We start from the raw sequence: 26,261 nt of genomic DNA, 5'->3' as shown, positions 1-26,261 counted from the left end.
CAAACACACGTCCCATCTCTTTACCGTCTCAAAACCAATCCAAAAGCCCCGGCCTCAAAACCGGGGCTTTTCGTCGTTCAAACCAAATCAAAATGACAAACTCACAGTTCAAAACGATTGGCATTGTCTGGGCCTGAGTTCGGCAGCTCGGTCGGGATAGTGTCAGGATTGCGCTTGAGGGCCACCGTCCCCGCGCGCCAATGCCTGCGGCGGCTCGCTGACAGGCCCTCGGGTCGAGCCCGAGGGCGGAATGGGGCTGGTTGGGCCTGTCGTGCCAAGATCCAAAGTCTCGGAGTCCCTTTGGGTGCATCTTGGGGTGAAATGCATGCGATAGCTCCTTCAAGTGCCGGCTATCGCATGGCGCTGAGGCTGAGTACGCTGCACACCCCCACCCCACCTCCCCCTGAAGGAGGGGGAGGAGTTGCATCGCGTCCTGGGCAAAACGGTTTGCCTAGAATAACGGACGGTCTCCCTGCGCTTGCGGGAAGGGGTATCGCATAGCGGCATGTGGGTAATGGGCTCACATCTCGCCCCGCTCTCGGCCTGGGGCGAGTTGGCGCTGCCGGTCTGCACATGGTGTTTCACCCAACACACCGCCCTCGGGTTTGACCCGAGGTCCGCCATCCTCGCGCGCCATTGCCCGCGGCGGCTCGCCGACAGGCCCTCGGCTCGCGCCCGAGGGCGGAATGGTGCTTATTGCGCCTGTCCTGCCAGAAGCCAAAGTCTCAGAGCCCCTCTGGGTGCCTCGTAGGCTGACGTTTCCAAATGCAATAGCCCTTTCAAGTGCAGGCTGTCGCATATGGCAATGAGCGCGCTGCACACTCCCACCCAACCTCCCCCTCAATAAGGGGGAGGAGTTGTATCGCGTTCTGGGCAAAGGTTAGTCAAAAGCACCGGCCTGTGCATTCACCGCGTCGAGTTCGCGTTCGAGGCGGGCTTCTTCTTCCACTTTGGGTTTGGAGAAGCGGGCGAGGAGCAGGTAGGCGACCGGGGTGAGGTAGAGGGTGGCAATGGCGGCGAAGCCGAGGCCGCCGACGATGACCCATCCGAGGGCGGCGCGGGCTTCGGCGCCGGCACCTTGGGCCAGCACCAGGGGCACGCCGCCTAGAATGGTGGCCAACATGGTCATCATCACCGGGCGCAGGCGGATATTGGAAGCCTGTTCGATTGCCTCGGGCACGGAAAGCCCACGATCGCGCAATTGATTGGCGAATTCGACGATCAGAATACCGTTCTTGGCCATGATCCCCACGACGAGCACCAGCCCGATCTGACTGAAAATGTTGAGACTGCCGCCGGTGAGGAGGATGGCGTAGAGCCCGGCCGCCGCCGCGAAGGGCACGGTGGCCATGACGATGATAGCGCTCCAGAAACTCTCGAATTGTGCGGCCAGCACCAGGAGAATGATGACCAGTGCGAAGCCGAAGGTCAGGAACAGGGCATTGTTGGCCTCGCCCAGTGTCTTGGCTTCCGCCAGGGGGAGCAAGGTCGTGCCTTCGGGCAGGAGCGGGGCGGCGATGCGCTGCAGCTCGGCATAGGCGTCGCCCAGCGCCATGCCATCCTCGAGGCTGGCGGTGACGGTGACGACGCGCCGCTGCTGTTCGCGGCGCAGCGAGGGCGGCACGGCGGCTTCGGTGATGGTGGCAATGGTCGACATCGGCACATAGCGGCCATCGCCGGTTTTCACGAACAGGGTTTCGAGGTCGCGCGGGTCGTTGACCGGATTGCTGGTCGAGACCATACGTACGCTATAGCTCTGGTCGTTGATGAAGATATTGCCGACATTGGCGCCATCGATCATTGCCTGCATGGTGGTGGCGAGGCCGTTGATGTCGATCCCCAGCGCGTCGGCGCGGGCGCGATCGACTGTCAGGGTCAGCTGCGGTTGAGTGGTGTCGAAATTAACCGTGACGCGGCCGAAGCGTCCATCCTCCTGCAGCGCCTCGGAGATGGTTTCGGCGGTTTCGGCCAGCTTGGTATAGTCGGAGCCGGCGACACCGAATTGCAGGCCGGAGCCGCCGCCGCGTATGCCCAAACTATTGCCCTGGCCGACCGAGGCACGGACGCCAGGCACCTCTGCCATCAAGGCACTGATTTCGCTGGCGATCTGTTGCTGACTGCGCGTGCGCTCGCCCCAGGGGGCGAGGGTGAGGGTGAGCGAGCCGCCCGAACCCCAGCCGGAGAGGACGAAAATGGAGCGCACTTCGCCGCTCTGCACATAGGGCTGCAGCATGGCTTCCACCTGGCCGAGGCGGGTGCGGACGAAATCGAGGCTGACGGTATTGGGGGCGGAGACACGCAGATTGATCATCGAGCGGTCTTCGGCCGGGGTGATCTCCTGGCGGAGATTGCCATAGACGAAATAGGCCGAGCCGGCAAAAAGCAGCGCCACCAGGATGACGACGGCAGGGTTGCGCAGGGCGACGCGCAACGTGGTGCGGTAGAACCAGGACGCGGCACCTCCCAGCCTGGAGAAGGGGCTGGGTTTGGGGGCGTCGCCACCGGATTTGAGGAAGCGGGACGCCACCATGGGGCCCATGGAAAGGGCGACGATGGAGGAGAGCAGCACGGCAATGGCGAGGGTGAAGCCGAATTCGCGGAACAGCTGGCCCGACTGCCCCTCGAGGAAGGAGAGCGGCACGAAGACGGCGGCGAGCGTCAGCGTGGTGGCGATGACGGCGAAGAACACTTCCTGGGTGCCGAGCACGGCGGCGGCGCGGGGGCCGGCGCCGAGATTGCGGCGGCGCACGATGTTTTCGAGCACGACGATGGCGTCGTCGACCACGAGGCCGGTGGCCAGCACCAAAGCCAGGAGCGTGATGATGTTGAGCGAAAAACCCGCCAGATACATGCCGGCAACGGCGCCGAGCAGGGCGATCGGCATGGAAATGGCTGGCACGATGATGGCGCGCCAGTCGAGCAGGAACAGATAGATGATGCCAATGACGACGATGAGCGCCACGATCAGGGCGATCTCGACCTCGTGCAGGGCACCCTCGATGAATACGGCCTCGTCGCTGGAGATCTTGACGCTGACACCGGGCGGGAGCGTCTGGTTGAGGCTGTCGACGGCGGCGTGAACCGCCTGGGAGATGGCAATGGTGTTGGACTGGGCCTGGCGCACGATGCCGAGGCCAATGCCGGGCACGCCATCGGCGCGAATAGCGGACGTGCTGGCGGAGGCATCGAACACTACGGTGGCTACGTCGCCCAATCGTGTGGTGCTGTTGATCTCGAGCTTTTCGAAATCCTCGGGGCGGGTCACCTCGGAAATGGCGCGGACGGAGATGTTCTGATTGGGGCCATTGATTGAGCCAGCGGGCGCGTCAAAGGCGATGGTGGAGACGGCGTTGCGGATATCGGCCACGGTGAGGCCGCGGCTGGCGAGCTTCAGCGGGTCGACATCGATCTCGAAGGCGGTGCTGCGCGTGCCATAGACCTGCACTTCGGCCACGCCGTCCACGGCACCCAGGCGCTCGGACACAGTGGTGCTCACCAGTTCGGACAGCTCGGCAATGCTCATGCTGTCCGAGGTCACTGCCAGCTGCATCACCGCCTGCGCGTCGCTGTCGGCCTTGAAGATCACCGGCGCGTCAGCGCCAGTCGGCAGGCTGCGAGTGATGCGGCCCAGCGCGTCGCGCACATCGGAGGTGGCGACGTCGAGATCGGTGCTTTCGCTGAATTCCAGCGTGACGCGGCTATTGCCCACCGAGGAGCTGGAGGAGATTGCGGAGACACCCTGAATGCGGGCGACGGCGCCCTCGACCACGGCGGTGACTTCGCGGTCCACGGTTTCGGCGGCAGCGCCGGTAAAGCTGGTGGAAATGGACAGGACGGGCCGCTCGACGCGCGGCAGTTCGCGCACCTCGATGCCGAGCAGGGCGGCCATGCCGGCCACCATGATCAGGGCATTGACGACGATGGCCATGACGGGGCGGCGCACGAAGAAGGCCGCCATGGTGCCGCCGCGTTCGTTCTTGGTGGCTATGGACATGGAACGCGGCCTCCTTATCGACTTGCCGATTGGGCCGGCGCGCCCTCGTCCGAGCCATCGGGCCCGTCGAGCAGGGTTACGGCCATGCCGTCGCTCAACTGCAATATGCCCTCGGTGATGATGGCGTCGCCGGGTAGAAGGTCGGCACGGACCAGCACCCCGTCGCTGTTGCGCTGCACGATTTCGGCCATGACGCGCTTGGCTGTGCCGTCCTGATATTGCCAGACATAGGAGCCCTCGGCTGACCACAGAATGGCCAGGGGATTGACCGCGGGATAGGTTTCGCCGGGGAAGGCCAGGCTCACCGAAAAGCTCATGCCGGCGCGCAGGGCATTGTCGGGATTGGGAATTTCGGCCTGCACCTGCAATGTGCGACTGGCCGGGTCGATGCGGCTGTCCATGGCCGAGATGTCGCCGGAGAAATCGCGGCCGGGCAGCGCCAAGGCCGAGACGGTGACCGGCATGCCGGGGGACAGCTGGGCGGCGTAGCTTTCGGGCACCCAGAAATCGATGAGAATGGACGAGGTGTCATCCACCGTGGTGATGGCGGTCTGGGCGGCGACGTAGTTGCCGGGGGTGACGCGAAGGAGGCCGACCGTGCCGTCGATTGGGCTGGTGATGGTGCGGCGCGCGAGAGCCAGTTCGGCATTGCGCAGCGCCAGATCGGCATTGGCGGCGGCCAGCTGGGCGGCAGTGAGGGCCGTGGCGGCGACGAGATTGCTATTGGCCATGCCCTCGGTGCGGGCAAGAGCGGCCTGGGCATCGTCGGCGGCAAGGCGGGCGCGGTCATAGTCGATCTGCTCGGTCTCGGCGGTGAAACGGGCGATGATGTCGCCTGACTTCACCTGCTGGCCGGGGCGCACCGCCACTTCGGCCAGTTCACCGCCTGATGTGGCGACCACAGTCACCGAGCGCGCGGCGGAGCCTTCGCCGATTGCGGCAAGGCCGGCATTGATGGTGGCGGACTTGACTGCGGAGGTGACGACGTTGACCTGGCGAGCACCGGGACCTCCTCCGCCGCCGCCTGGGCGAGCACCTGGTCCGCCAGCCGGACGACCGGCCGCGGCAGTCTCCTGCACGCTGGGTCCGAAGGGGAGGATTATGCCGGCTTTCGCCAATGTTTCAGGCGCGCCAGGCACCAGGAAAAGCCAGCCGATGGCGGCAACAAGCAGGATGACGAGACAAGCCAGAATTTGCCGTATCAATGAGAACCTCGACTGTGCGTCGGCCAAATCGGCGCTGCAATGGGGTTCAGATAGAGTAGCAGGCCCAGGCCGAGGCCGACATTACAATGCCGTAACCTCGAAGAAAGATGCCATCGATGCGAGCGTCAGCTCTCGATTTCCGCATCCGGCCGCGCGCCCCATTCGGTCCAGGAGCCGTCGTAAATGGCGATATCGCGAGCGCCGGCCCTCTCAAGCGCCAGTCCAAGCACCACTGCGGTAATGCCTGAACCGCAGGAGGTGATGATCGGTCGATCGAGATCGACGCCGCGCTCGGCAAAGAGAGCGCGCAGCGTATCGGTGGATTTCAGCTTGCCGTTCTCGGTCAACAGGCCAACCGGCACGTTGAGGCTGTTGGGAATATGGCCGCCGCGGAGGCCGGCGCGCGGCTCGGGCACTTCGGCGTGGAAACGCGGGGCCGGGCGGGCGTCGATGATCTGGGCTGCACCATCGCGGGAGCGATCGCGGACGCGGATGAAGTCGGCAACGCGGCTGGCGTCGAAGCTGGTGTCGAAACGCGCCGGCGCCCGCGCCACCAATCCCGCCTGGATGGGGCGACGTTCGGCGCGCCATTTGGGGCCGCCGCCTTCGAGCATATAGACGGTCTTGGCGCCAAAGGTGCGCAGCGTCCACCAGACGCGTGGGGCGCTGAGCAGACCGATTTCATCATAGACGATGATGGTGGACTGGTCGGAAATCCCGAGGGCACCGACCATGCGGGAAAAGTCATTGGGGGCCGGCAGCATATGTGGCAGGTCGGTGCTGGTATCGGCAATGCCATCGATATCGAAGAACACGGCACCCGGAATATGCCCGGCAAGATATTCGGCCTGGGCGTTGCGGGCGGTATTGGGCATGTGCCAGCTGGCGTCGACGACGACCAGATTGGGGTCCGAAAGATGCTGGGCCAGCCAGTCGGTGGTAACGAAAAATGCGTCCATGTCAGCGACTCCGAGCAAGTCGCCACAGGATGGAGCCCAGACCCCGCCGGGTCAAATGCAATTGCGTCGCGGCCGGGGCCTCAGGACAGAACCAGCAGGTCGCGTGAGGCCAGATGCAGGTTGACGGTTTCACCGCGCTCGGGGGGCTTGGCTTGGTTGTTGAAGGTGTCGATGCTGACAATGGTGCCGTCGAGATCGACGCGCAGGCGCACAACCGAGCCGAGGAAACTGACATCGACGATTTTGGCCGAGAGGACGAGATCGGTCTCCGGGCGCGCGGCAAGGGAGAGCATTTCGGGGCGCAGCGTCAGGGACACTGTATCGCCCGGTTTGGCTCCGGCCGGAAGGGCCTTGAGCGTAAGGGTCTGGCCGCCAAGCACGACATGCCCGTTCGCCGGGTCCTGCACTGTGGCCGGTACGGTATTGAGCTGGCCGACAAAGGTGGCGACGAAGCGCGTCGCGGGGCGGTTATAGATATCGTGCGGGCTGCCGATCTGTTCGATATTGCCCGCATTCATCACCACGATGCGGTCGGAGATCGAAAGCGCCTCCTCCTGATCATGGGTGACGAAGACGGTGGTGATGCCGAGCTCACGCTGAATGGCGCGGATTTCCTCGCGCAGCGAGACGCGGATCTTGGCGTCGAGGGCGGAGAGCGGTTCGTCGAGCAGCAGGAGGCGCGGCTTGGGGGCAATGGCGCGGGCCAAGGCAACGCGCTGTTGCTGGCCGCCGCTCATTTCATAGGGGAAGCGGCTTTCATAGCCGGGCAGGCCGATGAGTTTCAGCATCTCTTCGACGCGCGCCCGGCGCTCGTCGCGACCGACGCCGGACACCTTGAGCCCGAAGCCGATATTGTCGCCGACCGTAAGGTTGGGGAACAGCGCATAGGCCTGGAACACCATGCCCAGCTGGCGCTGATTGGGCTTGAGATGGGTAATATCCTGCCCGTCCACCGTGATCGTGCCCGAGGTCGGTGTTTCGAAGCCGGCGATCATGCGCAAGATGGTGGTCTTGCCACAGCCCGAGGGGCCGAGCAGGGAGATAAACTCGCCCTTGCCGAAGCCGAAGCTGACGCCTTTGACCACGGTATTGGCGCCGTAATTCTTGGTCAGCGCATCGACGCGGAGGAAATTTTCGTCGGTCATGGTCAATCCGTCCGGGCGGAGGTGCGGGGGGCAAAGCGGCCGAGCACGTTGATCATGCCCATGGCGCCCCAGGTGATAACAAACGATAGAATGGCGAGTGCCGAGGGCTCATAGGCGCGGTTGGCGCCGACATTCTGCAGATAAGGCCCGAAAGCCGGCCGGTTGAGCAGGCTCGCTATGGTGAATTCGCCGATGACGATGGCGAAGGTCAGGAAGGCGCCGGAGAGCACGGCGACGAGAATATTGGGCAGGATGATGCGCGCAATGATGGTGGTGGTCGATGCCCCCATGATCTGCGCGGCTTCGGTCAGCGTCTTGATATCGATGGTGCGCATGCCGGTATCGACGGCCCGGTACATATAGGGCAGCGCCAGGGTCACATAGCCGAAGGTGAGGAGGATATCGGTGCCGAAGGCCGATCCAGTGAAGGGGATCCAGGAAGAGGAATTGTAGAGCCGGATATAGCCATAGACCAGGACGATGGCGGGAATGATCAGCGGCAGCAGGGTGATGAATTCCATCAGCGGACGCAGATGCGGCAGGCGCAGGCGCACGAAATAGACCGCAGGGACCACGATCAGCACGCCGACGACAATGGCCAGAAGCCCCACCACGGTGGAATAGCCAAAGGTGGCCTGGAAAGTCGGGTCGGAAAATACCGAGGCGTAGCTGTCGAAGCTATAATAGCCGCGCCGCATCTTCAGCGAAAACTCGAAGGTGGCGATCAGCGGCACGAGGAAATAGGCGGCGCCGAGACCGAAAATCACCCAGGCCCAGAGCTTTGACTGTTTCATCGCATCCACCTCTCGGCGCGGGCGGAGATGACGAGATAGATGATATTGGCCAAAGCGGTGATGGCGATCATACCCAAGGCCAGGGCAGCGCCGAGGCCCGGATTCTGCAGGGCATCACCGCGGATCTGTGCATAGAGCAAGATGGGCACGATGTTGAGCGAGGAGCCTGTCAGCGCATAGGCGGTGGCAATGGCGCCAAAGGCATTGGCGAAGAGCAGGCTGAGGGTGCCGAGGAAACTGGGCCAGATGATCGGCAGGCCGACATAGCGCCAGAATTGCCAGGTGGAGGCGCCAAGCGTCTGCGCGGCTTCGCTCCATTCCTTTTTCAGCCCGTCGATGGCAGGCGCAATCATCAGCACCATCAGCGGAATCTGGAAATAGAGATAGGTGAGGGTGAGGCCCCAGAAGCTGAGCAGGTTGAAACCGGCGCGATAGATGTCGATGTCGAAGACGGTTTTGAGAATGATGGTGACGAGGCCAAGCCGCCCCAGCGTCGAGATGAAGGCGAAGGCTAGCGGCAAGCCGGCAAAATTTGAGGCCACGCCGGAAAAGGTCATCACGGCGGAGCGCAGCGGGGCCGGCAGGCGACCACGAATGATGGCCAGCGCGATGGCGAGGCCGATCAGCGCGCCGATAATGGCCGAAGCGCCGGATATGCGGATGGAAATCCAGTAGGCGGCGAGAATCTGGTCGGTGAAGAGCCCGGCGATGTTCTCGAAGGTGAATTGCCCGTCGCGCCCGGTAAAGGCGGCGCCGATCAGGTAGAGCGTGGGCAGGATCAGGAACATCACCGCAAAGATGACGAAGGGCGCGACGCCAAGCCATTCGAGGGAAAGGCGGCGGCGGGGGGTGGAGGCGGTGGCTAGTGCGTTGGTCATCGTCGCGTCAGAACCCCGATCGCTCAACAATCGTCACCACCGGGCTTGTCCCGGTGGTCCATTCGGCGCCGCATGGATTGCCCGGTCAAGCCGGGCAATGACGGCGTGGAGAGATGGAGTTACCTCCGCCACATGACGCGGCGGAGGTGTATTTCCGGCTCTACTGAACGTTGGCGCCGACGGTGGAGTCCCAGCCGGAGGTGATGACTTCCTTGGCGGCGTTCTGCTGCTCGATGGTCGGGAAGACGGCCTTGGCATAGGCCTCTGCCGGCGGCAGCGCGTCGAGCATGTCCTGCGGGATCAGGCCGGCTTCGGACATGGCGTTGAAGCGGATCGGGTGGCAATATCCCTTGAGCCAACCGAGCTGACCTTCGTCGGAATAGAGGTATTCCATCCAGAGCTTGGCGGCGTTCGGGTGCGGGGCATAGGCCGAGATGGCCTGGACATAAACGCCGGCCACAACGCCGGTGTTCGGCACGACGATTTCGGCTTCCGGATTGCCTTCGAAGCTGTCGCGCCAGGCGAGCAGGTTATAGTCCCAGGCGATCAGGATCGGGGTCGTGCCCTGGGCGACCGAAGCGGCCTTGCCGATCACCGGAACGAAATTGCCGGCATCGTTGACGGACTTGAAGAAGTCGAGGCCAGCCTGGGCTGCGCCTTCGTCGGCGCCGGTCTTGGCGAGACCTGCCGCATAGACGGACTGGATGGCCTGGGCGGAGGCGCGCGGGTCACCGGCAAGGGCGACGCCATTGGCATATTCGGACTTGGTCAGGTCGGCCCAATCGGTCGGCGCGGTGGAGACGAGGTCCTTGTTCACGAGGAAGGCCATGACGCCGTAATAGTCGCCATACCAGTAGCCGTCGGCATCCTTGGCATCGTCCGGAATTTCGCTCCAGGTCGACACCTTATACGGCTGCAGCAGGCCTTCATCCTTGGCGGCAGGGCCGAAGGCGAGACCGATATCGAGCACGTCGGGGGCCTGCGGGCCGGCATTGCCCTTGTTGGCGCGGACGGCTTCGAGCTCGTCGGCCGAACCGGCATCGGGATTGAGTTCGTTGACATTGATGCCGGGATATTTGGCCTTGAAGCCGGCGATCACGTCGCCATAGCCGCACCAATTGTGGGGCAGGGCGATGACGGTCAGCTGACCTTCGCCCTTGGCGGCTTCATAGAGGGCAGCAAGATCGGTCTGGGCGAAGGCGGGTGCGGAGATGCTCAGCACCGTCAGCAGCGAAACCGAAGCGGTAAGTGCAGACTTCAAGGTCATTGTAGGACTCCCTGTATGACTTTTTTCGCGAGCCCGACACACGGTGCTCCGGCGAACGGGCGAGGGAGTAGAGGGGCAAGATGACAGTGCAATGACTATTCGGTGACGGTGCAGCGCGGGCCCTTGCAGGGCGCAAGTCGCGCTATATCAGCGATATGCCTGTCCTAATCCCTCTCCTCGCGTCCTCCCAGCCGCAGCGTGCAGATTGCCCAATTGTGACAGTTTCGTCCAGATGGTCAAAATTTTGGTCCAGAGGGCGCCTCACAGCCGCGGTGGGCCGGAGCTTTGGCGGAGGACGAGTTCGACGGGCCAGAGTTCGTGGATGTCTTCGGCGGGCTTGCCGGCGAGGAGTTGCACGATCAGTTCGGCAATGCGCACACCGGCCTGGCGGATGGAGGAGCGGGTTGTCGACATGGTGGGGTACATGTTGTCGGCGTTGAGATAGGGGAAGACGTCGTCATGGGCGATCATGGAGACGTCGGTGCCCAGTTCCAGCCCGGCTTGGCGAATGGCGCGGAACACGCCCAGCGCGGTCATCATCGAGCCGGCGAGGAAGGCGGTCGGGCGAGGGCGCAGTTCGAGCATGGACTGGGTCAGCCGGAAAGCGACTTCGTCGGTAAACACCGAATTGCCCATGAGCGCGCTGTCAAAGGGGACGCCTCGGGCCGAGAGGGCGGCGAGATAGCCGATTTCGCGATGCTCGGAAAAGGTGCGGCCCTTGACGCCATTGAGCAGCGCAATGCGGCGATGGCCCATATCGAGCAGATGGCTGGTGGCACGCTCGAGGGCCCCGGTATTGTCGATATCCAGCCAGGCCAGCGGCTTGCCGATATTGGTGCGGCCATGCAGCACAAAGGGGATTTTGAGGTCCAGCAGCAATTCGGCCCGCTCGTCATGCAGGCTGGGTGAATGCAGCACCACCGCATCGACCTTCTGACTGGCGGCGAGGCGACGATAGGCGGCGACCTCTTCTTCATAGGTCGAGACGGTGGAGACCAGCAGGTCGATCTCCTCGCCCGACATGCGCCCGCCCAGCCCGCCCAGGAACTCGCTGGTATGGGGGCCAAACTCGCTGGAGCCGCGCAGAATCATGCCGACGGCGCCGGCGCGGCCAGTGGCCAGGCGCAGCGCGCTGGCATTGGGACGATAGCCCAATTGCGTGGCGGCAGCGGCAACGCGGCGGCGCGTGGCCTCGTTGACTTCGGGATAGCCGTTGAGCGCACGGCTGACCGTGGTCTGCGACAGGCCCAGATGTTCGGCGAGATCTTTCAGTCTCATTTCGGCATGTGGCCCTGATGGAAGGACGCCCTGTCTGCTGCCCGTTTTCTCGCGCGGGCAAAGGGTTCGTCCAGCCATTAGGGCAGGCGGGGACCATTGAACAGGGCTCGCCGCCTTCCTCCTCCAAATTCATTCAAAGCGATTTCAAATTTGGGCGCAAGAGGCCTGAAACGATTTCGATTTCTGAGGTGCGTACCTCACTGGTCAATTGCGGTGTTTTAGGGAATTTTCCCTAGTCTCTTGTCTAGGTCGTTGAAATCAAATCAATTTCTTGGACGATGCCAGAAAATCGGTAAATTTCTGCCGGCGACCTTCTTGACAGTAATTGTGGCGTCTGGTTCTTTTTCATTCAAAGCGCTTTGAAAACAGCTGATGGATACCGCTGTGCAAGGCGCTTTCGGGGAGGAGGGCACGAGACCGGCGCAATCGCGCACGGTCATTCTGCATCATCTTCCCTGTGTTCTGGATATTTCGGGAGGATACCAAATGATGCTCAAGAAGATGCTTATCGGCCTGATGGCCAGCGTAACGCTGGTGGCGGGCGCGGCCCAGGCCGCCGACCTGGCCATTGTCTCCGGCGATACCGGCACCGGCCTGGCGTTCCTGCGCAGCCAGCTCGACAAGTTCGAGGCCGCAACCGGCCACAAGGTGACCGTGGTGCCGATGCCCTCGTCCACCTCCGACCAGTTCGGCCAGTACCGCCTGTGGCTGGCAGCGGGCAATACCGATATCGACGTCTATCAGACCGACGTGATCTGGGCGCCGCAGCTTGCCGACCAGTTCCTCGACCTCACCGATGCCGCCAAGGATATCGTCGCCCAGCACTTCCCCTCGATCATCGAGTCGCAGACCGTTGACGGCAAGCTGGTGGCCCTGCCGGCCTTCACCGACGCGCCGGCGCTGTTCTACCGCAAGGACCTGCTCGAAAAGCACGGCAAGTCGGTGCCGACCACCTGGGCTGAGCTCGAGACCACTGCCAAGGAAATCATGGATGCCGAACGCGCCGAAGCGGGCAACCAGGACATGTGGGGCTTCGTGTTCCAGGGCAATGCCTATGAAGGCCTGACCTGCGACGCCCTTGAATGGGTCATGTCCAATGGCGGTGGCCAGATCATCGAAGCCGATGGCTCGATCTCGATCAACAACGAGCAGGCCGCTGCCGCTATCGACCGCGCTGCCGGCTGGGTTGGCACGATCGCTCCCGATGGCGTGCTCGCCTATCAGGAAGAAGAAAGCCGCGGTGTCTGGCAGCTCGGCAATTCGGTGTTCATGCGCAACTGGCCCTATGCCTATGCGCTGGGCAATGGCGATGACTCCGCGGTGAAGGGCAAGTTCGACGTGGCTCCGCTTCCGGCCGGTGACGGCGAAGGCGCCCGTTCGGCTGCGACCCTGGGCGGCTGGAACGTTGCCGTCTCCAAGTACTCGCCCGATCCGGAAGCCGCCATCGAGCTGGCCAAGTTCCTGGCCTCCCCGGAAGTGCAGAAGGAGCGCGCCATCGAGCAGTCGAACCTGCCCACCATCGAAGCGCTCTATGATGACGCCGACGTGCTGGCTGCTTCGCCCTTCATGGCCAACTGGAAGGCTATCTTCCAGAACGCCGTGCCGCGTCCGTCCGCGCCGACCAAGACCGACTATAACGAAGTCTCCTCGATGTTCTGGAGCGCGGTCCACAATACCCTGTCGGGCAATGGCACTGCCGCTGAAAACCTCGAAATCCTCGAGGCCGACCTCACCGACCTCAAGGGCAATGGCTGGTAAGTCCTCCCGGCACGTTGCACAGCCCCTCCCGGTTTCGACCGGGAGGGGTCTTCAGTCACACTACCGGCTCGCGGGGCGCTGAAGCCCGGCATGGCGCCCGAGGGCAGCCGATCCGGCAGGGGGTTAGCAAATGACGACAGAGAGTTTGTCGACCGCACGGCCTGCGCCCCGGCGCGCCGAACGGTCGGAATTGATGAAGCAGCGCGTGGCAGCCGCCCGCTGGTTCCTGCTGCCGATGATGGCGGCGTTGGCGGTGGTGGCCGGCTGGCCGCTGATGCGCTCCATCTGGTTTTCGTTCACCGATGCCTCGCTCACCGATCTTTATGGTGCCGAGTTCATCGGCTTTGGCAATTATCTGCGCTGGTCTGTAATCGAGAGCACCGGAGCGGTGCGCTATCGCGGCCTGCTGGTCGATCCGGCCTGGTGGAACGCGGTCTGGAACACGCTGCGCTTTGCCGTGGTCTCCGTGAGCCTGGAAGCGGTGTTCGGCATGATCGTCGCGCTGGTGCTCAATGCCAATTTCCGCGGTCGCGGCCTCGTGCGTGCCGCCATTCTCATCCCCTGGGCCATTCCGACCATCGTGTCGGCCCGCATGTGGGGCTGGATGCTCAATGACCAGTTCGGCATCATCAATGACATGCTGTTCAATCTGGGCCTGATCAGCACCAAGATCGCCTGGGCCGCCAATCCCGAGACGGCGATGACCGCCGTGTTGATCGTCGATATCTGGAAGACCACCCCGTTCATGGCGCTGCTGATCCTGGCCGGCCTGCAGATGATCCCGCGCGACATTTATGAAGCTGCCGAGATCGATGGCGTGCATCCGATCAAGCAGTTCTTCCGCATCACCCTGCCGCTGGTTCGCCCGGCGCTGATGGTAGCGATCATCTTCCGCCTGCTCGACGCACTGCGCATTTTCGACCTGATCTATGTGCTGACGCCCAATAGCGCCGCCACCAAGACCATGAGCGTGCTGGCGCGCGAAAACCTCTTCGACTTCGATAATTTCGCCTATGGCTCGGCCATGTCGACGCTGTTGTTCCTGATCATCGCCATCCTGACCGTTCTCTATATCTGGCTGGGTCGCGTGCGCTTCGATGGGGGAGACCGGTAATGGGCGCGACCTTCGATCTCTGGAAATTCACCAAGAGCGTCTTGTTCTACGCGCTGGTGGCGTTCATCGTGGTGGTGGCGGTGTTCCCGTTTTACTACGCGATCCTGACCAGCTTCAAATCGGGCACTGACCTGTTCCGCGTCACCTATTGGCCGACCAGCTTCAGTCTCGACAATTATGTGCAGGTGTTCAGTCAGGGCAGCTTCGTGCAGAACCTGCTCAACTCGATCTTCGTCGCCTCGGTGACGGTGATCCTGGCACTGTTCCTGGCGGTGACCGCCGCCTTTGCCCTCAGCCGCGTGCGGTTCCGGGGCAGGGGGCTGTTGCTGATGACGATCCTGGCCGTGTCCATGTTCCCGCAGATCGCGGTGCTGGCCGGCCTGTTCGAGGTCATCCGTCTTCTGGGCATCTACAACACGCCCTGGGCGCTGATCTTCTCCTATACGATCTTCACCCTGCCATTCACCGTCTGGGTGCTCACCACCTTCATGCGCGAATTGCCGATCGAGATCGAGGAGGCCGCCATTGTCGACGGGGCCACCCCCTGGGTCATCATTACCCGCGTGTTCATGCCGCTGATGTGGCCGGCGCTGGTGACCACGGGCCTGCTCGCCTTTATCGGCGCCTGGAACGAGTTCCTGTTCGCTCTGACCTTCACCTCGTCCAATGCGACGCGCACCGTGCCGGTGGCCATCGCGCTGCTGTCGGGCGGGTCACAATATGAAATCCCCTGGGGCATCATCATGGCCGCGTCGGTTGTCGTCACCGTGCCGCTGGTGTTTCTGGTTCTCGTCTTCCAGCGCAAGATCGTGTCCGGCCTGACCGCCGGCGGTGTGAAGGGCTAAGGAGTTTACAAAAATGGCAAGCATCGAGCTTCGCAATGTCCGCAAGTCCTTCGGCGTCGTCGACGTCATCAAGGGGGTGGACCTGTCCATCAAGAAGGGCGAATTCATGGTCTTTGTCGGCCCGTCGGGCTGCGGCAAGTCCACGCTGTTGCGCCTGATCTCGGGTCTCGAAGACATCACCTCGGGTGAAATGCTGTTCGACGGACAGGTGGTCAACGCCCTGGCGCCGTCCAAGCGCGGCATCGCCATGGTGTTCCAGTCCTATGCGCTCTATCCGCATATGACGGTCTACGAGAACATGGCCTTCGGGCTGACGCTGGAAAAGGGCAAGGACAAGGAAGAGATCCGCCGGCGCGTCGAAAAGGCCGCCGACATGCTGCAAATCCGGCAATATCTCGACCGGCTGCCCAAGCAGCTGTCGGGCGGTCAGCGCCAGCGCGTCGCAATCGGGCGCGCCATCACCCGCGACCCCAAAGTGTTCCTGTTCGACGAGCCGCTGTCCAATCTCGATGCGGCGCTGCGCGTGGCGACCCGTATCGAGATCGCCAAGCTGCATGAGGAAATGAACAATGTCACGATGATCTACGTGACTCATGACCAGGTGGAGGCGATGACGCTGGCGGACCGCATCTGCGTGCTGCGCGATGGCCTGGTCGAGCAGGTCGGCACGCCGCTCGAGCTCTATGAAAAGCCCGACAGCATCTTCGTCGCCGGCTTTATCGGCTCGCCCAAGATGAATTTCCTCGCCGGGGAGAAGGCTGCCGCGTTCAACTGCACGACGCTGGGCATTCGCGGCGAGCACATGCAGATCAAGCCGGACGGCATCTGGGAGGGCACGGTGATCCATACCGAAAATCTCGGTGCCGACGCCTATGTCTATCTGGAAATGGGCACCGAAGAGCCGGTTGTGGTGCGCCTCGAAGGCACCGCCCAGCACCATAGCGGCGACCGCGTGCGCGTTTCGCCGCTGGAAGACAAGATCCACCGCTTCGACGAGGCCGGCAAGCCGATCCGCTGAGGCACGACATTTTCATCGGTGCGGTCCTCACTCCGTCACCTTTGACTGCAAGACTGTGGCTCCGAATGGCGGGGGCTCCGAGGTCAATCCCGGAGGTCCCGCTTTCTCCGGGGACACCCCCAATGATATAGGGCGCCCCAGGCGGGACCCCAATCTCGAATAGGAGACTACACGATGCCGATCCGTACCCTGGTCTGGGGCGAAAACGTTCACGAGCAGAAGAACAAGGTCGTGGCCGAGAACTACCCCAAGGGCATGCACAACCAGATCGCATCCCTGTTGTCCGAGGACAGCAATATCTCGGTCAAGACCACGACGTTGCAAGAGCCCGAACATGGCTGCACCGAAGAGGCGCTGAGCAATACCGATGTGTTGATCTGGTGGGGCCATGCCGCCCATGACAAGGTCGACGACGTGGTGGTCAAGCGCGTCATGGAGCATGTCTGGCAAGGCATGGGCCTGATCGTGCTGCATTCGGGCCACCATTCCAAGGTGTTCAAGGGCCTGATGGGCTCGCCCGCAAACCTGCACTGGCGCGAGGCCGGCGAGCGCGAGCGGCTCTGGGTTGTCAATCCCGGCCATCCGATCGCCAAGGGCCTGCCGCCCTATTTCGAGCTCGAATATGAAGAAATGTATGGCGAGCCCTTCACCGTCCCCGAGCCGCTGGAAACGGTGTTCGTGTCCTGGTTCCAGGGCGGCGAAGTCTTCCGCTCGGGTCTGACCTATCGGCGCGGTGCGGGCAATATCTTCTATTTCCGTCCTGGTCACGAAACCTATCCGACCTATCACGACGCCAATGTCGGCAAGGTGCTGCGCAATGCGGTGAACTGGGCCTATAACGGCGATCGCCACGCGCATCTGATGAAGGCCCCGAACACCCCGGTGGGCGAAGCCATCGAGAAGATCGAGGAGCGCGGTGCAAAACTCTCCGCCGCCGATCATGCGGGTGAAGTGAAGAAGTAGGCCTTTCCAGACTCACGGTGTCACCCCGGCAAAGGCCGGGGACATCCTGAAGTGGTTGGACGAGTTGATATTTCAAGATGGACCCCGGCCGGTGCCGGGGTGACATCGAGTGCTTTGAAACAATCCGGTCCAACGGGCCGATACGGGAATAAAGAAGATGCGGATCCTCATCCTGGGAACCGGCGGCATGGCCAATCAGCATGCCAAGCATTTTGCTGCGATCGAGGGCGTGACCCTGGCCGGTGGCGTCGATGTCGATCCGGCGCGGGTCGAGGCGTTCAACCAGACCCATGGCATCGAGCGCGGTTTCGGCTCGCTCGACGCAGCTTTGGCCTGGGGCGAGTTCGACGCGGTGGCCAATGTCACCCCCGACAGCATCCACCATCCCACCACCATGGCCGCGCTCAATGCCGGCAAGCATGTGTTCTGCGAAAAGCCGCTGGCGACCGATCATGCCAAGGCCATGGAAATGACCGAGACGGCCGAGCGGCTGGGCCTCGTGAACATGGTCAATCTCACCTATCGCAATGTCGCCCAATTGCAGAAGGCGCGCGAAATCGTGCAGTCCGGCGCCGTGGGCACGGTCAAGCATTTCGAGGCGAGCTATTTGCAGAGCTGGCTGGTGTCGAAGGCCTGGGGCGACTGGCGCACCGAAAGCCAGTGGCTGTGGCGCCTTTCCAAGAAGCACGGTTCCAATGGCGTATTGGGCGATATCGGCGTGCATATCCTCGACTTCGCCGCCTATGGCGCGGGCAGCGACTTCTCGCGCGTCTTCTGCCGGCTCGAAACCTTCGACAAGGCGCCGGGCAACCAGATCGGCGAATATGATCTCGACGCCAATGACAGCTTTGCCATGACGGCGCAGCTGGAAAATGGCGCATTGGGCGTGGTGCATGCCAGCCGCTGGGCCACCGGCCACTTCAACGAGCTGCGGCTGCGCGTCTATGGCGAGAAGGGCTCGATCGAAATCCAGCACCGCCACGATTGGTCCAAGCTGCTCACCTGCCTCGGCGATGACGTCGAGACCGGCACCTGGAGCGAAGTGGAGGTTGGCCCGGTGCCGACCAATTACCAGCGCTTTGCCGAGGCGGTGCGGCTGGGCAAAAATCTCGAGCCCAGCTTCCGCCACGCCACCAATATCCAGAAGGTGCTGGATCTGGCCACGGTCACCGACCGCGACCGCACCGAACATCGGGTGTAATTTTCAGGCCTCCAAGCCAATCCTGGCCCGCAGCAATGCGGGCCTTTCTTTTATGGGCCTTGCAACCGCCGGGGCCCATGCCGACTTATTGAAGAACCCGAACACGGAGCGTCAAAAATGGGCATTCTCTGGGCCATCATCATCGGCTTTTTCGCCGGCCTCATCGCCAAGTGGATCACTCCCGGCGACAACAAGCCGAGCGGCTTCATTCTCACCACGGTGCTCGGCATCGTCGGCTCGGTTGTCGCGACCTGGCTGGGCCAGGCGATCGGTTGGTATTCGCCCGGTGATGGCGCCGGCTTTATCGCCTCGATCGTCGGCGCGGTGATCATCCTGCTGGCCTGGAGTCAGATCGCCCGTCGCGCTTGAAGCACCCAAGATATGAGAAAGGCCCCGCCACAATCGGCGGGGCCTTTTTTGTTCGCAGCAGATTTCAGGCTTACTGGATGCCGAACATGGTCTTGGCGGCCTGCTCGGCGGCGTCGCCGGCTTGGGTGATCTGTTCATTGGTGAGACCCGCGGTACGGGCGGCATCTTCTGCAGCCTTGCGTGCATCGGCCACCGCCTGACGCTTTTCATCGTCGGTCAGCTTCAGCTCTTCCACCTGGGCCTGCACCTGCTGCTGAGCCTGTTCCACCGTCATGTTGGTGCCGGGAACCATGGTGTTGGCCGGCACTTCGATGGAGACGGCCGGCGCCTCGCTTGGCGCTGGATCGGCGGCCGGAGCGGTCTGGGTCGTGGCGGCGGGCGTTTCGGCAGGCTTGTCCGGCGCATCGCCACAGGCGGTCAGGGTCAGTGTGGTGGCGAGAATGGCGGCAATTGCAAATGGCTTCATGTTCGAAACTCTGCTGAATGAACTCAAATTGCCTCTTCACGAGACCGTGACCGAGTGGCCGCCAATGCCGGCAAAGTTTGGGCAACACCAAGGTCAAGTTTAGGCAAAGCCTTGATTGCAAAGGAAAAGGCGCATGGACGCTTTTTGTGCCATGCGCGAACCGCCGGCGTGTTTGGAATGTGATCGACACCCGCTGGAACTTCGTGTGATGCGGCGGGTTCATGCTGCCATGAGCACCAGTACCGCGTTTGGCAAATCCATCTTGATCGTCGATGACGAACCCATGATCCGCATGGAAATCGCGGAGCTGGTTGCCGAACATGGCTACAAGGCCTGGGAAGCCGCGAGCACGGCAGAGGCGCTCAGCATCCTCGAAACGTCGGGCGACGCCTTTGTCGGGTTGATCACCGATGTGCAGATGCCGGGCACGCGCAGCGGCCTGGTGCTGGCCAACCATGTGCGGTTCATGTGGCCGCATATCCGCATTATCGTGGTCTCGGGCGGTCGCCGGCCGTTTTCAGGCGAATTGCCGGAGGACAGCGCTTTCATTGCCAAGCCATGGCGGCCCGAACAGATCGTCAGCGCCATGCAGAGGGCATAAAAAAGGGCGCCAGCGGCGCCCTTTCTGTTTGAGGGCGGTGGGCCCTATTTGATGACGGTGATACGGCCGTCGGTATAGGGCGTGTATTCGCCACCCTGCTTGGCGATGTAGTCGGCCAGAACCTGCTCCAGCGGCGGGCCGAAATCGTAGGGATTGGTACCTTCGGCAAAGGTGCCGTAACCGTCGCCACCACCGCGCGTATAGTTATTGGTGACGATCTTGTAGGTGCCTTCCTCGTCGATCGGCACCCAGCTGTCGCCATCACCCTTGACCATGACGTCGCTCACGCGCTCACCGGCTGGCTTGGCCAGGGTATAGCTGTATTTGAGACCGGCAACCTGAGCGAAGCGGCCAGCGCCATTCTCGACATCGGACACACCGTTCTCGAGCGCGTCGATGACATCGGCGCCGGAGAGTTCCACCGTAGCCAGGGTGTTGGAGAAGGGCAGCACAGTCAGCACTTCACCCATGGTGATGTCACCGGCGTCGATCGAGGCGCGCAGGCCACCACCGTTCTGGAAGGCGATAGTGACGCCCTGATCGGCGACGCGATCAAGAATGGCGTCGGCGACGAGATTGCCCATCTCGCATTCCACCGCGCGACAGGTTTCACGGCTGCCATCGATGGGCGCGGTGGCGACGCCGATGACCTCGGCCATCAGGGCCTGGATCGGCTCTTCGAGCTCGGCGAGGCGGGTGACATAGGCCTCATAGGGCGCGACCGAAGCGTCGAGCAGGATGGGCGCGCCATCGGCGGTGGTCACATTGCCATCGTCATCCCAGGTGACGACCAGGTCGCCGAGATACTTGCCATAGGAATAGGCCGTGACCACCGGCACTTCATGGCCGTCCGGGCCATTGACCATGGTGGGGTAGGGGCCAAGCGCCTTTTCATCGGTGTTGGAAAGCAGGGTGTGCGAATGGCCGCCAACCACCACGTCGATCCCCGGCACATTGGCGGCGATCTGCAGATCCTGGGCATAGCCGACATGGGTCAGGGCGATGATCTTGTTGACGCCGGCCGCCTTGAGCGCATCCACCTGGGCGCGCAGGCTGGTAAAAGTGTCTTCGAACTCGACATTGTCGCCCGGCGAGGAGGTTTCGTCGGTGTCTTCGGCCAGCGCCGAGACGATGCCGACCTTTTCGCCGCCGAAATCAAGCACATGGGTGCCGGCGATACGACCGGCCAGCAGCGGCTCGTTGTCGACATTGGTATTGCCCGAAATGATCGGGAACTTCACCGCATCGAGCAGCTTGGCCAGCTCTTCGGGGCCGTCGTCGAATTCGTGGTTGCCCACGGCCATGACTTCGATGCCCAGGTCATTGGCGAACTCGGCGATGATCTCGCTACGATATTGGGTATAGAACAGCGAACCCTGGAACTGGTCGCCGGCGTCCAGCAGGACGACATTCTGGCCGTCGAGCTCGGCACGCTTGGCGTCGATGGCGGTCTTGAGGCGGGCAACGCCGCCGAAACATTCCCCGGCCGCATCATTGTCGGGGGCGCAGTTGGAATCGGAACTGGTAATCGGGCCGAAGCGCGAGTGGAAATCGTTGATATGCAGGATGTTGAGCGTAAACTCGGCATAGGCGGCGCTGGAGAATCCAGCGCAGAGTGTGAGCGCAGTGGCGCCCAGCAGTAACTTCTTCATCCCTGTTATCCCTTTTGCTCTTGGCGAGAAACACCGCCAGCGCCGGGACGGGGCCTGATAAGTCCCCTTGCGGCGGGCTGGCAGCGTCGCAAACAGTTAAGCAGGTATTTGTGACAGGGGAAAGTGGACCTTTTGGTCAAAATCGGTTCGGCTGAACACGTCCGCGGGGGATGACATCGTGCGGGGTTTCAATACCGACTGAGTAGGGTATTCTCCGCCGCGTTTGATTTGCGGGGTATTTCTCTATGCGTAGTGCTTTGATTGTCTATGGCGGCTGGGAAGGCCACGATCCGGAAGAGTGCGCGACCATTTATCGTCGCTGGCTGCATGAAGACGGCTACTCGGTTCGCACCGCCACGGAAACCAGCGCTTTCGCCGATCCGTCCATTCATGACCTGTCGCTCATCATCCCGATCTTCACCATGAGCAAGATCGCCAAGGAAGAGGCCGAGAACCTCACCAAGGCGGTGGAAGGCGGAGTGGGCCTTGCCGGCCACCATGGCGGCATGAGCGACGCCTTCCGCGAGGCGGTCGACTATCAGTTCATGGTTGGCGGCCAATGGGTCGCCCATCCGGGCAATATCATCGACTACACTGTCGATGTCACCAAGCCCGAAGATCCGATCATGGCCGGCATCAAGCCGTCCTTCCCCTATACGTCCGAGCAATATTACATGCATGTCGATCCCTCCAACGAGGTGCTGGCGACGACGACGTTCACGGGCGAGCATGCGCATTGGATCGAGGGCGTGGTGATGCCGGTGGTGTGGAAGCGCAAGCATGGCAAGGGCCGTGTCTTCCACATGACGCTCGGCCACGCCGCCAAGGAATTCGAAAATTCCAACATGGCCACCATTATGCGCCGCGGTATGAACTGGGCCGCCCGCGACGAATAGGTCCGCCTACCAGCGCAGCAGCACACGCCCCATGATCGCGCCGAGCAGTGCGGTCATGGCAATGCCCAGCGTGTACCAGACCGCCATGAACATCATGCCGGTCTCACCGCAGTAAAAGGCATAGGCCCAGGCGCCGAGCCCGCCGGCAACCAGCCCGGCAGCCAGGCCCGCCAGAGTGGGCGAGTGCGGCGCAAAGCGGCGCATGGCCATGATCATCGCGACCAGGATGGGTGCGCCCGACAGGGTGATGAGCCAGGGGCAGACCATGGCGGTGGCCCCCATCAGTTCCGGCATGCTCCATTGCGTGCCGCTCCAGACCAGAACGCCCGATATCAGCGCAAGCAAGATCAGCGCGCCGATAGCGGCCAGCGGCCAGAGCTTTTGCCCATCCGGGCGCGACAGCGTGGGCGCGGCGGCAGCGGCCAGGGCACCGATCCCCAAAGTATAGGCGAACTTGACCCAGAACATCGGCCCGCCGAAGGCAGCGCCAAAGGGGCGGCCCATCAGCATGGCAAACAGCACATAGCCTCCGGCGAGCGTGACGATGAGCCCCAGCACCAGCGCCAAGACAAGCCGCCGCTCCAGCGCCCTCGGCGGTATCGGCCGGAGGTCACTGGCGAGACGCGCGATGAGGTCGTCGGTCATTTTCCGCCCCCCGCAAATTTCTGCATCAGCGATTTGAGGCCGCGGTGGATCGACACCTTGGCGGCGGTCTCGCTCATATTGTGCAGGGCGGCCGCCTCGGCCACCGTGGCGCCTTCCAGCCGGGTCTGGCGAATGAGGTCTGCGGTGCGCCCCGGTACCAGCGCCAGGGCGACTTCGACATCATGTCGATCAGCGCTGTCCGTCGCCCTGTCCGGGGCGAAGATCGGGGCATCGTCGTCGAGCGGCACGGTTGGACGGATGGCATAGCGGCGGATGTGATCGACGAATTTGTGGTGCGCCACAGCGTGCAGCCAGGCGGTAAACGGACGGGTTCGGTCATAGGTGTGCCGCTTGGTGTGCACGGCCAGCAATGTCTCCTGCACGAGATCCTCCGCGTGCGCGGCATGGGCGGGGGTGAGGCGGCGGGCAAACCAGGGGCGCAGATAGCGGGTCAATTCGGACAGCAGTGCGCGATAGGCGACCGCATCGCCATCCAGCGCCGCCAGCATCAGCGTGCGCATCTTCTGTTCCGTGGCATCAGTCCGCATTGCCAACCCATTCGCAGCGGGGTGGGGGAAGGTTACACGCGGGCGAGAAAAAAGCGACAGGCGAACACGCTCGCGTGAAGCTGTAACCGCGACACTGGATGGCGCGAATGGCTGGTCATGAACCGTGGCAGGGGCTGCGGTCCGACAAGGGAGTTTTCGATGATCACCAGAATGTTCACCCTTTCCGCCATTGCCGCGCTTATGATGCTGGGCGTGGGCGCACAGGCCGAGGAGGCAATGTCGAGCGGCGCCATGAAGAGCGATGGCATGGCCATGGCGCCGATGATGAGCGACGCGGACCTGGCCAAATGTGTCGAGCAGGCCAAGGCCATCAGTTTTCCCGACGTGGCCATGGTTGCCGAACAGGCGTGTCATGACATGCATAACGGGCACGGTGCGATGGGCGGTGACGCCATGGGCAGCGACAGCATGATGTCGACGAAATAAAGTTGTCGTGATGGTGACCATTGGCCCGATGCGGTAGCGTTGCTTTACGGCAGATGGTCACTTTCACGGACAGGCGGGGGATGGAATGACACAAGTTGAAGAGGCCAGGCCAAAGCGCGGGCCGCTGGTCTATCGCCAGTCGATCTTTACCCGCTTGACCCATTGGGTCTGGGTGATCTGCCTGTTTTTCCTGCTGCTGACGGGGCTGCAGATTTTCAACGCCCATCCGGCGCTTTATGTAGGGCAGCAATCGGGCTTCGAGTTCGACAATGCGGTTTTGCGCATCGGGGCGGTCAATACGCCGGAGGGGCCGCGCGGACAAACCACGGTTTTCGGCCAGACCTTCGACACAACCGGCGTGCTGGGGATGAGCGGATCCGACGCGCAGCCCAGTTTCGTTGCCTTCCCCGCGCAGGTCACGATTCCCTCGTTCCGTGACCTGGCCACCGGGCGCGTCGTGCACTTCTTCTTCGGCTGGATTTTCGTCGGCGCGCTGTTCGTCTGGTTCCTTGCCAGCTTCATCAATGGCCATATCCGCCGCGACGTGCTGCCCAGGGGCGCCGATCTCAAGGCGTTGCCACGCGATGCGCTCGACCATGCGCGCTTTCGCTTTCACCATGGGCGCAGCTATAGCCCGCTGCAGAAGCTGAGCTATTTTACCGTTTTCTTCGTGCTGTTTCCGCTGATCATCCTCACCGGGCTGACCATGAGCCCCGGCATGGACGCGGCCTGGCCCTGGCTGCTGGATGTATTCGGCGGTCGGCAGACGGCGCGGACCATCCATTTCGTGGTGATGCTGCTGCTGCTTGCTTTCTTCATCGTCCATATCGCCATGGTGCTGCTGGCCGGCCCGCTCAATGAAATGCGCTCGATGATCACCGGCTGGTATCGCACCAGCCCCGGCACGCCGACCCAGCAAGGGGACAAGCCATGAGCAGACTGATCGTCAATCGCCGCCGCTTCATGCTCGGTTCTGCCGCAGTGGGCTCGGGCCTGGTGCTCTCGGGCTGCGACCAGTTCGATTTTCTCGGCCAGCGCGGCAATCCGGTGCGGCAGGTGATGGAACGGGCCAATGTGCTCACCTACAAGGCGCAGCGCACACTGATCGGCGACCAGGTGCTGGCGCGTGAATATAGCGCCAGCGAAATCCGCCAGGGCATGAAGCCCAATGGCTCGGTCGAGCCTTCGACGCCGGAGTACAATTTCCTGCGCATGCAGGATTTCGCCTCCTACAAGCTGACCATCAAGGGCATGGTGGAGCGCGAGGTAAGCTTTTCGCTCGATGAATTGCGCAATATGCCGGCGCGCAGTCAGATCACCCGGCACGACTGCGTCGAAGGCTGGAGCTGCATCGCCAAATGGACCGGCACACCGCTGGGGCCGGTGCTCGACCAGGCCGGGGTCAAGCCGGAAGCGCGCTATTGCGTCTATCACTGCTTCGACAATATCCAGCGCACGCTGAGCGGGGACATTCTCTATTATACCAGCTCCGACCTCATCGATGCCTATCACCCGCAAACCATCCTGAGCTATGGGCTCAACGATCAGGTGCTGCCGGTCAGCAATGGTGCGCCTATCCGCCTGCGCATTGAGCGGGCGCTCGGCTACAAGCAGCCGAAATATCTCCACACCATCGAGCTGGTCGATGACCTCACCCCCTTTGGTGGCGGCAAGGGCGGCTATTGGGAAGACAATGGCTATGATTGGTATGGCGGGATTTGACGGGAACGGATCGCTGTTCCCCAAGAAACAGCCCCATTAGGTCGGGTGAGGCAGTGTTGTTTTATCAACGGAGCCCAAGACCATGCTGTTTCCCGACCTGCCAGACCGACAAAGAGCAACCCTATTGACCGTGTCCGAGCGGTTGGTGGTCTATAAGGTCTATGAAACGGCCGTGATTACCGATGGCAAGGTTTTCGCCGAAGCGGGCACGGTTTATGGTGATCCGAAATGCGCTGCAATTGCCGATGACGAGAGCTGGTGTGCCGTGGGTGGCGCATCGGTCTGGGTGCGCGTCGCGCCGCCGCGGGGTGACATCCTGAAAAGCGAGGGGGTGCGGCTTCACCATTTGCGGGAATTGTGCTGGATAGAAGCGCTCTGGCCGCTTGGGGATCGTCTGCTCGGCTTTGTTTGCGTCGATGGCGGGAGGAGGCGGATTGGCGCGCTGGATGTGGACAGGCTGGCGATCGAATTCGAGATTTGATGGCGGCCATGCGCC

General features: G+C 62.6%; 25 protein-coding genes. 13 read left to right on the top strand and 12 right to left on the bottom strand.

The features are described 5' to 3' along the window. Positions 1–880: 880 nt before the first annotated feature. The 8 genes from BGO80_RS05185 to BGO80_RS05150 form a co-directional block, all read right to left on the bottom strand. Entirely contained in the window at positions 881–3,994 is a 3,114-nt protein-coding gene (locus BGO80_RS05185) for an efflux RND transporter permease subunit (RefSeq protein ID WP_286719572.1), read from the bottom strand. Between the two features lie 14 nt (positions 3,995–4,008). Beyond that, entirely contained in the window at positions 4,009–5,199 is a 1,191-nt protein-coding gene (locus tag BGO80_RS05180; protein WP_286719570.1) for an efflux RND transporter periplasmic adaptor subunit, read from the bottom strand. A 125-nt stretch (positions 5,200–5,324) separates the two neighbouring features. Beyond that, complete coding sequence (sseA, locus tag BGO80_RS05175; RefSeq protein ID WP_286719569.1) at positions 5,325–6,158, bottom strand: 3-mercaptopyruvate sulfurtransferase; 834 nt, start codon at positions 6,156–6,158, stop codon at positions 5,325–5,327. 80 nt (positions 6,159–6,238) lie between these two features. Then, entirely contained in the window at positions 6,239–7,303 is a 1,065-nt protein-coding gene (locus BGO80_RS05170; protein ID WP_286719568.1) for an ABC transporter ATP-binding protein, read from the bottom strand. A 2-nt stretch (positions 7,304–7,305) separates the two neighbouring features. Next, positions 7,306–8,097 (bottom strand): ABC transporter permease, encoded by a 792-nt coding sequence (locus BGO80_RS05165; RefSeq protein ID WP_126152037.1) that lies wholly within the window; start codon positions 8,095–8,097, stop codon positions 7,306–7,308. Beyond that, complete coding sequence (locus BGO80_RS05160; protein WP_286719566.1) at positions 8,094–8,975, bottom strand: ABC transporter permease; 882 nt, start codon at positions 8,973–8,975, stop codon at positions 8,094–8,096. The genes BGO80_RS05165 and BGO80_RS05160 overlap by 4 nt, the downstream gene beginning before the upstream one ends. Positions 8,976–9,135: 160 nt before the next feature. Next, positions 9,136–10,242 (bottom strand): ABC transporter substrate-binding protein, encoded by a 1,107-nt coding sequence (locus BGO80_RS05155; RefSeq protein ID WP_126152035.1) that lies wholly within the window; start codon positions 10,240–10,242, stop codon positions 9,136–9,138. A gap of 261 nt (positions 10,243–10,503) precedes the next feature. Continuing rightward, positions 10,504–11,520, bottom strand: a complete 1,017-nt coding sequence (locus BGO80_RS05150) for a substrate-binding domain-containing protein (RefSeq protein WP_286719564.1) — start codon at positions 11,518–11,520, stop codon at positions 10,504–10,506. A gap of 486 nt (positions 11,521–12,006) precedes the next feature. On the opposite strand from BGO80_RS05150, the gene BGO80_RS05145 reads away from it, so the two are divergent. The 7 genes from BGO80_RS05145 to BGO80_RS05115 all read left to right on the top strand — a co-directional run bounded on the left by BGO80_RS05145 (position 12,007) and on the right by BGO80_RS05115 (position 18,788). Next, positions 12,007–13,278, top strand: coding sequence for an ABC transporter substrate-binding protein (locus BGO80_RS05145; RefSeq protein WP_164550407.1), 1,272 nt, complete (start codon positions 12,007–12,009; stop codon positions 13,276–13,278). A gap of 130 nt (positions 13,279–13,408) precedes the next feature. After that, positions 13,409–14,392, top strand: a complete 984-nt coding sequence (locus BGO80_RS05140; RefSeq protein ID WP_126151205.1) for a carbohydrate ABC transporter permease — start codon at positions 13,409–13,411, stop codon at positions 14,390–14,392. Continuing rightward, complete coding sequence (locus tag BGO80_RS05135; RefSeq protein WP_126151204.1) at positions 14,392–15,237, top strand: carbohydrate ABC transporter permease; 846 nt, start codon at positions 14,392–14,394, stop codon at positions 15,235–15,237. Before BGO80_RS05140 ends, BGO80_RS05135 begins: the two co-directional genes overlap by 1 nt. Before the next feature lie 13 nt (positions 15,238–15,250). Then, positions 15,251–16,255: an ABC transporter ATP-binding protein gene (locus tag BGO80_RS05130; protein ID WP_126151203.1), complete on the top strand. Its 1,005-nt coding sequence runs from the start codon at positions 15,251–15,253 to the stop codon at positions 16,253–16,255. A gap of 174 nt (positions 16,256–16,429) precedes the next feature. Beyond that, positions 16,430–17,218, top strand: coding sequence for a ThuA domain-containing protein (locus BGO80_RS05125; RefSeq protein ID WP_286719561.1), 789 nt, complete (start codon positions 16,430–16,432; stop codon positions 17,216–17,218). 157 nt (positions 17,219–17,375) lie between these two features. Further along, complete coding sequence (locus BGO80_RS05120) at positions 17,376–18,419, top strand: Gfo/Idh/MocA family protein (protein ID WP_126151201.1); 1,044 nt, start codon at positions 17,376–17,378, stop codon at positions 18,417–18,419. A 117-nt stretch (positions 18,420–18,536) separates the two neighbouring features. After that, on the top strand, positions 18,537–18,788 hold the full coding sequence (locus BGO80_RS05115) for a GlsB/YeaQ/YmgE family stress response membrane protein (RefSeq protein ID WP_126151200.1): 252 nt from the start codon (positions 18,537–18,539) through the stop codon (positions 18,786–18,788). 70 nt (positions 18,789–18,858) lie between these two features. Here the strand turns inward: BGO80_RS05115 and BGO80_RS05110 are convergent, their stop codons facing one another. Next, positions 18,859–19,254 (bottom strand): hypothetical protein, encoded by a 396-nt coding sequence (locus BGO80_RS05110; RefSeq protein ID WP_286719553.1) that lies wholly within the window; start codon positions 19,252–19,254, stop codon positions 18,859–18,861. Positions 19,255–19,483: 229 nt separating this feature from the next. Between BGO80_RS05110 and BGO80_RS05105 the strand changes: the two genes are divergently transcribed. After that, positions 19,484–19,855: a response regulator gene (locus BGO80_RS05105; protein ID WP_286719552.1), complete on the top strand. Its 372-nt coding sequence runs from the start codon at positions 19,484–19,486 to the stop codon at positions 19,853–19,855. 44 nt (positions 19,856–19,899) lie between these two features. Here BGO80_RS05105 and BGO80_RS05100 read toward each other — a convergent pair whose 3' ends face one another. Beyond that, positions 19,900–21,507: a bifunctional metallophosphatase/5'-nucleotidase gene (locus BGO80_RS05100; protein WP_126151197.1), complete on the bottom strand. Its 1,608-nt coding sequence runs from the start codon at positions 21,505–21,507 to the stop codon at positions 19,900–19,902. Positions 21,508–21,752: 245 nt separating this feature from the next. On the opposite strand from BGO80_RS05100, the gene BGO80_RS05095 reads away from it, so the two are divergent. Continuing rightward, positions 21,753–22,403 (top strand): ThuA domain-containing protein, encoded by a 651-nt coding sequence (locus tag BGO80_RS05095; protein ID WP_126151196.1) that lies wholly within the window; start codon positions 21,753–21,755, stop codon positions 22,401–22,403. Positions 22,404–22,409: 6 nt separating this feature from the next. Here BGO80_RS05095 and BGO80_RS05090 read toward each other — a convergent pair whose 3' ends face one another. Further along, positions 22,410–23,048 (bottom strand): DUF1109 domain-containing protein, encoded by a 639-nt coding sequence (locus BGO80_RS05090; protein ID WP_286719549.1) that lies wholly within the window; start codon positions 23,046–23,048, stop codon positions 22,410–22,412. Further along, positions 23,045–23,596 carry a sigma-70 family RNA polymerase sigma factor gene (locus tag BGO80_RS05085; protein WP_286719547.1) on the bottom strand — a complete coding sequence of 184 codons (552 nt, stop codon included), beginning with the start codon at positions 23,594–23,596 and terminating at the stop codon, positions 23,045–23,047. The genes BGO80_RS05090 and BGO80_RS05085 overlap by 4 nt, the downstream gene beginning before the upstream one ends. A 159-nt stretch (positions 23,597–23,755) precedes the next feature. On the opposite strand from BGO80_RS05085, the gene BGO80_RS05080 reads away from it, so the two are divergent. From BGO80_RS05080 to BGO80_RS05065, 4 genes are all read left to right on the top strand, one after another. Continuing rightward, a complete protein-coding gene (locus BGO80_RS05080; RefSeq protein WP_286719545.1) occupies positions 23,756–24,043 on the top strand; it encodes a hypothetical protein in 288 nt (95 codons plus the stop codon). A gap of 85 nt (positions 24,044–24,128) precedes the next feature. After that, entirely contained in the window at positions 24,129–24,977 is an 849-nt protein-coding gene (locus BGO80_RS05075; RefSeq protein WP_126151193.1) for a cytochrome b/b6 domain-containing protein, read from the top strand. After that, on the top strand, positions 24,974–25,765 hold the full coding sequence (locus tag BGO80_RS05070) for a molybdopterin-dependent oxidoreductase (RefSeq protein ID WP_286719543.1): 792 nt from the start codon (positions 24,974–24,976) through the stop codon (positions 25,763–25,765). The genes BGO80_RS05075 and BGO80_RS05070 overlap by 4 nt, the downstream gene beginning before the upstream one ends. Before the next feature lie 82 nt (positions 25,766–25,847). Further along, positions 25,848–26,246, top strand: a complete 399-nt coding sequence (locus tag BGO80_RS05065; protein ID WP_286719541.1) for a hypothetical protein — start codon at positions 25,848–25,850, stop codon at positions 26,244–26,246. Positions 26,247–26,261: the final 15 nt, after the last annotated feature.

It is taken from the genome of Devosia sp. 63-57 (genome assembly GCF_001899045.1).
Lineage (GTDB): Bacteria > Pseudomonadota > Alphaproteobacteria > Rhizobiales > Devosiaceae > Devosia > Devosia equisanguinis.
This window is presented reverse-complemented; position numbering and strand designations above follow the sequence as displayed.